Origin of the sequence: Serratia sp. CC22-02 (assembly GCF_900182895.1) — a bacterium.
In the GTDB taxonomy this organism is placed as follows: Bacteria; Pseudomonadota; Gammaproteobacteria; order Enterobacterales; family Enterobacteriaceae; genus Serratia; species Serratia nevei.
Genome location: NZ_FXUD01000016.1, coordinates 24886 through 33040, shown reverse-complemented (window position 1 = coordinate 33040; position 8155 = coordinate 24886). Strand labels below are relative to the sequence as shown.

8 protein-coding genes and 2 tRNA genes are annotated in these 8155 nt (G+C 58.8%); 8 read left to right on the top strand and 2 right to left on the bottom strand.

The genetic code is table 11. The features are described 5' to 3' along the window. Positions 1-14: 14 nt before the first annotated feature. Positions 15-91: transfer RNA gene (locus QOL81_RS25075), tRNA-Asp, on the top strand. 51 nt (positions 92-142) lie between these two features. Then, a tRNA-Trp gene (locus tag QOL81_RS25070) sits at positions 143-218 on the top strand. Positions 219-479: 261 nt separating this feature from the next. Here the strand turns inward: QOL81_RS25070 and hdfR are convergent. Then, positions 480-1307: an HTH-type transcriptional regulator HdfR gene (hdfR, locus tag QOL81_RS25065; RefSeq protein ID WP_060425370.1), complete on the bottom strand. Its 828-nt coding sequence runs from the start codon at positions 1305-1307 to the stop codon at positions 480-482. Between the two features lie 119 nt (positions 1308-1426). On the opposite strand from hdfR, the gene QOL81_RS25060 reads away from it, so the two are divergent. Continuing rightward, a complete protein-coding gene (locus tag QOL81_RS25060) occupies positions 1427-1765 on the top strand; it encodes a MaoP family protein (protein ID WP_048232148.1) in 339 nt (112 codons plus the stop codon). A 28-nt stretch (positions 1766-1793) separates the two neighbouring features. On the opposite strand, the gene QOL81_RS25055 is transcribed toward QOL81_RS25060, so the two are convergent. Further along, the gene (locus QOL81_RS25055; protein ID WP_060425372.1) at positions 1794-3317 is read right to left on the bottom strand and encodes a YifB family Mg chelatase-like AAA ATPase; all 1524 of its coding nucleotides are present in this window, start codon (positions 3315-3317) and stop codon (positions 1794-1796) included. Positions 3318-3659: 342 nt separating this feature from the next. On the opposite strand from QOL81_RS25055, the gene QOL81_RS25050 reads away from it, so the two are divergent. The 5 genes from QOL81_RS25050 (at position 3660) to QOL81_RS25030 (ending at position 8117) form a co-directional block, all read left to right on the top strand. Beyond that, entirely contained in the window at positions 3660-4892 is a 1233-nt protein-coding gene (locus QOL81_RS25050; protein WP_060425375.1) for an MFS transporter, read from the top strand. 133 nt (positions 4893-5025) lie between these two features. Next, complete coding sequence (gene ilvL / locus QOL81_RS25045) at positions 5026-5124, top strand: ilv operon leader peptide (protein ID WP_013814970.1); 99 nt, start codon at positions 5026-5028, stop codon at positions 5122-5124. A gap of 142 nt (positions 5125-5266) precedes the next feature. Then, positions 5267-6913, top strand: a complete 1647-nt coding sequence (gene ilvG, locus QOL81_RS25040) for an acetolactate synthase 2 catalytic subunit (protein WP_100396798.1) — start codon at positions 5267-5269, stop codon at positions 6911-6913. Beyond that, positions 6910-7167: an acetolactate synthase 2 small subunit gene (gene ilvM / locus QOL81_RS25035; RefSeq protein ID WP_038874702.1), complete on the top strand. Its 258-nt coding sequence runs from the start codon at positions 6910-6912 to the stop codon at positions 7165-7167. Before ilvG ends, ilvM begins: the two co-directional genes overlap by 4 nt. A gap of 23 nt (positions 7168-7190) precedes the next feature. After that, a complete protein-coding gene (locus QOL81_RS25030) occupies positions 7191-8117 on the top strand; it encodes a branched-chain amino acid transaminase (RefSeq protein ID WP_033636413.1) in 927 nt (308 codons plus the stop codon). Positions 8118-8155 lie beyond the last annotated feature (38 nt).

Below are 8155 nucleotides of genomic sequence, written 5' to 3'. Positions count from 1 at the left end.
GTAAAAGAATCGGTGGAGCGGTAGTTCAGTTGGTTAGAATACCTGCCTGTCACGCAGGGGGTCGCGGGTTCGAGCCCCGTCCGTTCCGCCACTTATTTAATTATGCCTGCTTTATTAGCAGGCATAATGTTAAGCGAGATTTAGGGGCGTAGCTCAGTTGGTAGAGCACCGGTCTCCAAAACCGGGTGTCGCGAGTTCGAGTCTCTCCGCCCCTGCCATATTAAGAACCCTTTGCGAAAGCAAAGGGTTTTTTTTTGCCTATCATTTTTCTTCCTTACCGCTTTGGAACAGAGCACATGGACGTTAGGTGCCGATGTTTGCCCGATCCTGGTTGCTCCATCTTTCTTCCGATCTTTACCCCCGTGACCTCCTGATTCCCTTGCTGTTTTGCATTATCTCCTCTCAGAAGGCGATGAGCGCGTTTTTGCTTGATAGACAGTCATGACCACGATGACGGCGTTTAAGGCCGCCATAACGCTTTAGGCTGCGGTATTTAAAGGTATTTTAAGTAATTGCCGAATCAAAGGCTGTTGATCGCTGTTTTGCAACCAGACGGCATACAGTGGGCGGATAATCGGTGGGATCTCAGCGGAGGCCACCAGCTGTGGGTACTCTTGTTCCCACTGGCTGGGCAGGAAAGCGCATCCGCCCGTGGTTTCCAGCAGCTGACGCGTCAGGTGAGCGGAGGTAGTGGTGAGCACCGGCACGTTATCGCCTTCCAGCATGCGGCTTTCCTGTTGGTGAAAGTCGGCTCCCCATTCCAGCTTGATGTAGGGCATTGGGGCTTGTTTATCACGATGCGCGGATGAGAACAGGCGTAATGAGAAATTGCTCAGCTGCTGGCTGGCCAATTCATCCATCTTCGGCGGTTCAGTGGTGATCAGTAAATCGAGCTGCCTTTCATGCAGTTGTTTTACCAAAGAGTGCCTTAATGCCACCCTGGCTTCGAGCTGTAGCGCCTCGCGTTGTTGATAGAGCGCCTGCAACCAGGGGGTCAGATAGGCTTCCCACAGCGAAGCGGTCGCGCCGATCGACAACTCGGTGTGTTGCAGCGAACGCACGACCTCCTTCTTCGCCAGCTGCCAGGTGTTCATCAGGCTCTCGGCATAGGGCAGAAGCCGCTCACCGGCAGGTGTCAGGCGGATATTATTGCGATGACGGGTAAATAAATTTGCGCCCAGCTGGTTTTCTAACTGACGGATGCGGAAACTGACCGCGGACTGCGTTAAGTACAAAGATTCTGCGGCTCTGCCAAAGTGACGCGTTCTACTGACCTCCAAAAAGGTTTTCAGTAATTCGGTATCCACACCTATCTCCAAAAAAATTTGTCGTTAAGATTTAAATGTTTTGTTTTACACGCTGTCAAGCCTATCTAATACTCCGCGCCATAAACAGCACGGCCATAAGAGAATTAGGAGCGTGTCAGATGGCGGATAGCTTCACCACGACCAATCGTTTTTTTGATAATAAACATTACCCTCGCGGGTTCTCCCGTCACGGCGATTTCACCATTAAAGAGGCGCAATTGCTAGAGCGCTTCGGCTACGCGTTTAACGAGCTGGACTCGGGCAAACGTCAGCCGGTCACTGAAGAAGAACAGCTGTTCGTCGCAGTGTGCCGCGGTGAGCGCGAAGCGGCTACCGAGCAGGAAAAAGTATGGGCTAAATATCTGGCGCGCACACGTCGCCCGAAGAAATTCCATACTCTGTCCGGCGGTAAACCGCAGGCTGACGCAGTAGAAGATTACAGCGACAGCGACGACTAAAGACGATGGGGCCTGCGGGCCCCATTTTCTATTCCAGACTACGATGCAGCTGTAACAGCAGACGGTCCATACTGCGATAGCCCAGCGCTTCGCAGAGGTGGCTCCTGTTGAGCTCCGCATCCCCCGCCAAATCCGCCAGCGTGCGCGCCACTTTCAAAATGCGCTGCCAGGCGCGGACCGATAACCCCAGCGCGTTTAATGTTGCCTCCAAAAACTCGGCGTCTGCCGCCTGCAGAATGCAATCACGTTCCACTTCGCGGTTGCTCAACAGCGCGTTGACTTTCCCGGCGCGTTCGAGCTGCCGGGCGCGCGCCTGTTGAACCCTTTCCCGCACTTTCTCACTGCTTTCTCCATGCGTTTTCCGCTGACTGAGCGTACCCGGCGGTAACAGCGGCACTTCGATAGACAGATCGAAACGGTCGAGAAAAGGCCCTGACAGCCGGGCCAGATAGCGCAATACCTGCTGCGGCGAGGCGCGATTGTGTAACCCCTGATAATGCCCGGTCGGGCTGGGGTTCATTGCCGCAATCAACTGCACTCTGGCGGGGAAACAGACCTTGGCGTTGGCGCGTGAAATTACGATCTCGCCGGACTCCAGCGGCTCACGCAGCGCATCCAGCACCTTACGCTCGAATTCCGGGAGCTCATCCAGAAACAGCACGCCGTTATGCGCCATAGAGATCTCGCCCGGGCGCGGCAGTGAGCCGCCGCCGACCAACGCCGCCATCGATGCACTGTGATGCGGTGCGCGAAACGGCCTCTGGCGCCATGGCAGGGCGGCGGGGATATGGTGCTGCAAGCTGGCGACCGCCAGGCTTTCCAGCGCCTCATGCTCCGTGAGCGGCGGCAGCAAGCCCGTGAGGCGGCTGGCCAACATGGTTTTACCGGTGCCCGGCGGCCCAATCAGCAGCAGGTTATGCCCGCCGGCGGCGGCGATCTCCAGAGCCCGCTTGGCCTGTTCCTGGCCGATGATGTCGCGCAGATCGGCGTTGTCGCAGGCGATGTCCACAGCGGGAGGCGTGGCCGCCACCGGCAGCTCGCCCTGGCCGAGCAGAAAGGCACAGACTTCCAACAGGTGCCGGGCGGTACGGGAGTGCGACTGCGCAATCAGGCCGACTTCGGCGGCGTTGTCCGTCGAGAGGATCAGTTGCCGCCCGGCGTCAGCCGCCGCCAGCGCCGCCGGGATCGCGCCCCTGACCGCGCGCAGTGCGCCGGACAGTGCGAGCTCGCCAAGAAACTCGTAGCGCGCCAACGGTGCGAGGGGCAATTGCTCGGAGGCGGCGAGGATCGCCAGTGCTATCGGCAGATCGTAACGCCCGCCTTCTTTCGGCAGATCGGCGGGCGCCAAATTGACGGTGATGCGCCGGGCGGGAAAGGTGAAACCGTTGTTGATCAGGGCGCTGCGCACCCGATCGCGCGCCTCTTTCACCGTGGTTTCTGGCAGACCGACCAGCGTCAGGCCGGGCAGGCCATTGCTGATATGCACCTCCACCGTTACTGAAGGGGCCTGAACGCCGATGATGGCGCGGCTATAGATTACCGCCAATGACATATCGCTCTCCTTGCTGAGGGCAACATGATGCGCGATTCATTCTGGCTTCGCGCGGCGTTATTAGCGATTTTTCCCGGAGGTTCGCAGCGTAATTGCCGATTTTCATTTCAGCGAATGAGGTTGTGCGATCTGTCTCGCAGGCTGCGGCAATACCCATTAACAATATCGCCGAAGGCTGCAACACATTAGCGGCCCAGACGCATTGCAACCATAGGCTTAATGGGTGTATTTAACAATTGATTAAAAGAAAAATCACTTCTTTAACAAACTCCGACCGCCGCCGCATTCTGCCCGGCAGCCGCTAAGCCTCCTGACTTCGTACTCTACGGTAGGGATAACACTATGTTTGGTTGGACCCCGCTGCAACGCAATGCGGCAATCGCCAGCTTTTCAAGCTGGACGCTCGATGCTTTCGATTTTTTCGTGCTGGTATTCTTACTCAGCGATATCGCGCAATCCTTTCACGTCGGCCTGGAACAGGTCACGTTGGCGATTCTGCTCACGCTGGCGGTGCGGCCTATCGGCGCGCTGATCTTCGGGCGCGCGGCGGAAAAATATGGCCGCAAGCCGATCCTGATGCTGAATATCGTCTTCTTCTCGGTGTTTGAGCTGCTCTCCGCCGCCGCGCCCTCGCTGACGGTCTTTTTGCTGTTGCGGGTGCTGTACGGGGTTGCGATGGGCGGCATCTGGGGCGTGGCGTCGTCATTGGCGATGGAAACCATACCGGACCGCTCACGCGGCCTGATGTCGGGTATTTTCCAAGCCGGCTACCCGTTCGGTTATCTGCTGGCGGCGGTGGTCTACGGCCTGCTGTTCGAAACGGTCGGCTGGCGCGGCATGTTCGTTATCGGCGCGGCGCCGATCCTGCTGCTGCCGTTTATATATTATTGCGTGCAGGAGTCGCCGGTGTGGCTGGCGGCGCGCGAACGCAAAGAAAGCACCGCCTTGCTACCGGTGCTGAAGAGCCACTGGAAGCTGTGCTGCTATCTGGTGCTGCTGATGGCGGCGTTCAATTTCTTCTCCCACGGCACGCAAGATCTGTATCCGGTATTTTTGAAAGTTCAGCACGGTTTCGACCCTAAAACCGTCAGTATCATTGCCATAAGCTACAATATCGCGTCCATTATCGGCGGCGTTTTCTTCGGTTCGTTATCGGAAAAGATCGGCCGTAAGAAAGCGATCATCATCGCCGCGCTGCTGGCGTTGCCGGTGATCCCGCTGTGGGCGTTTTCCAGCGGTTCACTGATGCTCGGGATCGGCGCTTTCCTGATGCAGTTTATGGTGCAGGGTGCCTGGGGCGTGATACCGACCTACCTGACCGAACTGGTGCCAGCCAACACCCGCGCGGTGCTGCCGGGGTTCGTGTACCAGCTGGGTAACCTGATCGCCTCGGTCAACGCCACGCTGCAAGCCACCATCGCCGAGCATCATGGGCACAATTACGGCCTGGCGATGGCGATCGTCGCCGGTACGGTGGCGGTGGCGATCGCCCTGTTGGTGTTCTTTGGCAAGGATACGCGCGGCAAGGCGAGCACCGACGCGGTGAAAAATCCGGACATGCGCGCCAACGTGTGAAAGAGGGGCGATTTGCGTGAGGTATGACCAGATTGCGCCGAATAATAACGCAAAAAAAGTGTTGTCATGCCGCGCGCGACTATGGTACCTCTGTAAGCATTAGTTCTGAATGAGCACAGTGAACAAACCCATTATGAAAGCCTTTGCCCAAGTGATTAGCCTAGTCGTGATTAGCGTGGTGGTGATTATTATCCCACCGTGCGGGGCTGCACTTGGACGAAGAAAGGCTTAGCAAACAAGCCGGAATCGCAAGAGAACCCCCGCACCGTCAGGTCCGGGGGTTTTTTATTGGCAAGAGAAAAGTGGAGCAAGGGGCAGAGCATGAAAAACAGAACAAAATCCTGCAGTTGTCGAAGTAAGGCGGGGAAATAACTATGAATGGCGCTCAGTGGGTAGTTCAAGCGTTGCGTGCGCAGGGTGTGGATACCGTATTCGGCTATCCGGGCGGGGCAATCATGCCGGTGTACGATGCGCTGTACGACGGTGGTGTGGAACACCTGCTGTGTCGCCATGAACAGGGCGCCGCGATGGCCGCCATCGGCTACGCCCGCGCCACTGGCAAAGTCGGCGTTTGCATCGCCACTTCCGGCCCTGGCGCCACCAACCTGATCACTGGCCTGGCTGATGCGCTGCTCGATTCCGTTCCCGTTGTCGCCATCACCGGTCAGGTGGGTTCCGCGCTGATCGGCACCGATGCCTTTCAGGAGATCGATGTTCTCGGCCTGTCTCTGGCCTGCACCAAGCACAGTTTCCTGGTGGAATCGCTGGACGCCTTGCCGGGCATCATGGCGGAAGCGTTCGCCATCGCCGCAGGCGGCCGCCCTGGCCCGGTGCTGATCGATATCCCGAAAGACATCCAGCTGGCGCAGGGCGACTTGCACCCGCATCTGATGCCGGTCGACGAGGCGCCGGCGTTCCCGGCGGCAGCGTTGGCAGAAGCGGCCGAGCTGCTGGCGCAGGCGCACAAACCGATGCTGTACGTCGGCGGCGGCGTGGGTATGGCACAGGCGGTGCCGGCGCTGCGTGAATTTATCGCCGTGACCCGCATGCCGAACGTCGCCACCCTGAAGGGGCTGGGCGCGCCGGATGCGCAAGATCCGCTGTACCTCGGCATGTTGGGCATGCACGGCACCAAGGCTGCCAACCTGGCGGTGCAGGCGTGCGATTTGCTGATTGCCGTCGGCGCGCGTTTCGATGACCGCGTGACCGGCAAACTGAACGCCTTCGCACCGCACGCCAAAGTGATCCACATGGATATCGATCCGGCGGAGATGAGCAAGCTGCGCCAGGCACATGTGGCCCTGCAGGGCGATCTGAAAGCGTTGCTGCCGGCGTTGCAGCACCCGCTGAATATCGCCGCCTGGCAGCAGCAGGTGACGGCGCTGAAAGCCGAGCACGTCTGTCGCTACGATCACCCCGGCCAGCCGATCTACGCGCCATTGTTCTTGCGCCAGCTGTCCGCCCGCAAGCCGGCCAACAGCGTAGTGACCACCGACGTGGGCCAGCACCAGATGTGGAGCGCGCAGCACATGACGTTCGAACGCCCGGAGAATTTCATCACCTCCAGCGGCCTCGGCACCATGGGGTTCGGCGTGCCGGCGGCGGTGGGGGCTCAAGTCGCGCGTCCGCAAGATACGGTGATCTGCGTCTCGGGCGATGGCTCCTTCATGATGAACGTGCAGGAGCTGGGTACCATCAAGCGCAAACAGCTGCCGCTCAAGATCGTGCTGCTGGACAACCAGCGCCTCGGAATGGTGCGTCAATGGCAGCAGCTGTTCTTCGACGGCCGCTACAGCGAAACCAACCTGTCCGATAACCCCGACTTCCTGATGCTGGCCGCCGCCTTCGGCATTCCCGGCCAGCGCATCAGCCGCAAGGATCAGGTGGAAGGCGCGCTCGAGGCGCTGTTCAGCACCGAAGGCCCTTATCTGCTGCAGGTCTCTATCGACGAACTCGAAAACGTCTGGCCGCTGGTGCCGCCGGGCGCCGGCAACGAAACCATGTTGGAGGAAATATCATGATGCAGCATCAACTCTCGATCCAGGCGCGTTTTCGCCCCGAAATGTTAGAGCGCGTATTGCGGGTCGTGCGTCATCGCGGCTTTCAGGTTTGTGCTATGAATATGGTTTCTCCGGCCAACGCCGACAGCATCAATATCGAATTGACCGTTGCCAGCCCGCGTCCGGTCGCCCTGTTGTCATCTCAGTTAAGCAAACTGCTGGACGTCTCCTGCGTCGAGATCCAGCAGCCAACATCACAACAAATACGCGCCTGAGGCGCCGAGAAGGATAAATAACAATGACAAAGAAAGCCGATTACATTTGGTTCAATGGTGAGATGGTTCCCTGGGCCGAGGCCAAAGTGCACGTGATGTCGCACGCGCTGCATTACGGCACGTCGGTATTTGAAGGCGTGCGCTGCTACGACTCGCACTTGGGGCCGGTGGTGTTCCGTCATCGCGAACATATGCAGCGCCTGCACGACTCGGCGAAAATCTACCGCATGCCGGTTTCGCAAAGCGTCGACGAGCTGATGGAAGCCTGCCGTGCCACGCTGCGCAAGAACAACCTGGTCAGCGCGTACATCCGCCCGCTGGTGTTCGTCGGCGATGTCGGCATGGGCGTCAACCCGCCGGCCGGTTACAAAACGGACGTGATTATCGCGGCGTTTCCTTGGGGCGCTTATCTGGGTGAAGAAGCGCTGGATCAAGGCATCGATGCGATGGTCTCCTCCTGGCACCGCGTCGCACCAAACACGATCCCCACTGCGGCCAAGGCCGGCGGTAACTATCTTTCCTCCCTGCTGGTGGGCAGCGAAGCGCGTCGCCACGGCTATCAGGAAGGCATCGCGCTCGACGTGCACGGCTACATTTCCGAAGGGGCGGGCGAGAACCTGTTTGAAGTGAAAGACGGCGTGATTTACACCCCGCCGTTCACCTCTTCGGCGCTGCCGGGCATCACCCGCGACGCGATCATCAAGCTGGCGAAAGACATGGGCTTCGAAGTGCGTGAGCAGGTGCTGTCGCGCGAATCGCTGTACCTGGCCGACGAAGTGTTCATGTCCGGCACCGCGGCGGAAATCACGCCGGTACGCAGCGTGGACGGCATTCAGGTCGGCATCGGCAAATGCGGCCCGGTGACCAAACAGATCCAACAGGCGTTCTTCGGCCTGTTCAGCGGCAAGACAGAAGACAAATACGGCTGGCTGGATCCGGTAAATCCGTAACGACAAGACAGACAGATAAGAATATCCAGGCGGTTCGT

What these genes read in the sequence shown, in the direction of transcription:
- ilvM (WP_038874702.1), top strand. Translation starts at nt 6,910, where the DNA reads ATGATGCAGCATCAACTCTCGATCCAGGCGCGTTTTCGCCCCGAAATG.
- QOL81_RS25050 (WP_060425375.1), top strand. Translation starts at nt 3,660, where the DNA reads ATGTTTGGTTGGACCCCGCTGCAACGCAATGCGGCAATCGCCAGCTTT.
- ilvL (WP_013814970.1), top strand. Translation starts at nt 5,026, where the DNA reads ATGAAAGCCTTTGCCCAAGTGATTAGCCTAGTCGTGATTAGCGTGGTG.
- ilvG (WP_100396798.1), top strand. Translation starts at nt 5,267, where the DNA reads ATGAATGGCGCTCAGTGGGTAGTTCAAGCGTTGCGTGCGCAGGGTGTG.
- QOL81_RS25060 (WP_048232148.1), top strand. Translation starts at nt 1,427, where the DNA reads ATGGCGGATAGCTTCACCACGACCAATCGTTTTTTTGATAATAAACAT.
- QOL81_RS25030 (WP_033636413.1), top strand. Translation starts at nt 7,191, where the DNA reads ATGACAAAGAAAGCCGATTACATTTGGTTCAATGGTGAGATGGTTCCC.
- QOL81_RS25055 (WP_060425372.1), bottom strand. Translation starts at nt 3,317, where the DNA reads ATGTCATTGGCGGTAATCTATAGCCGCGCCATCATCGGCGTTCAGGCC.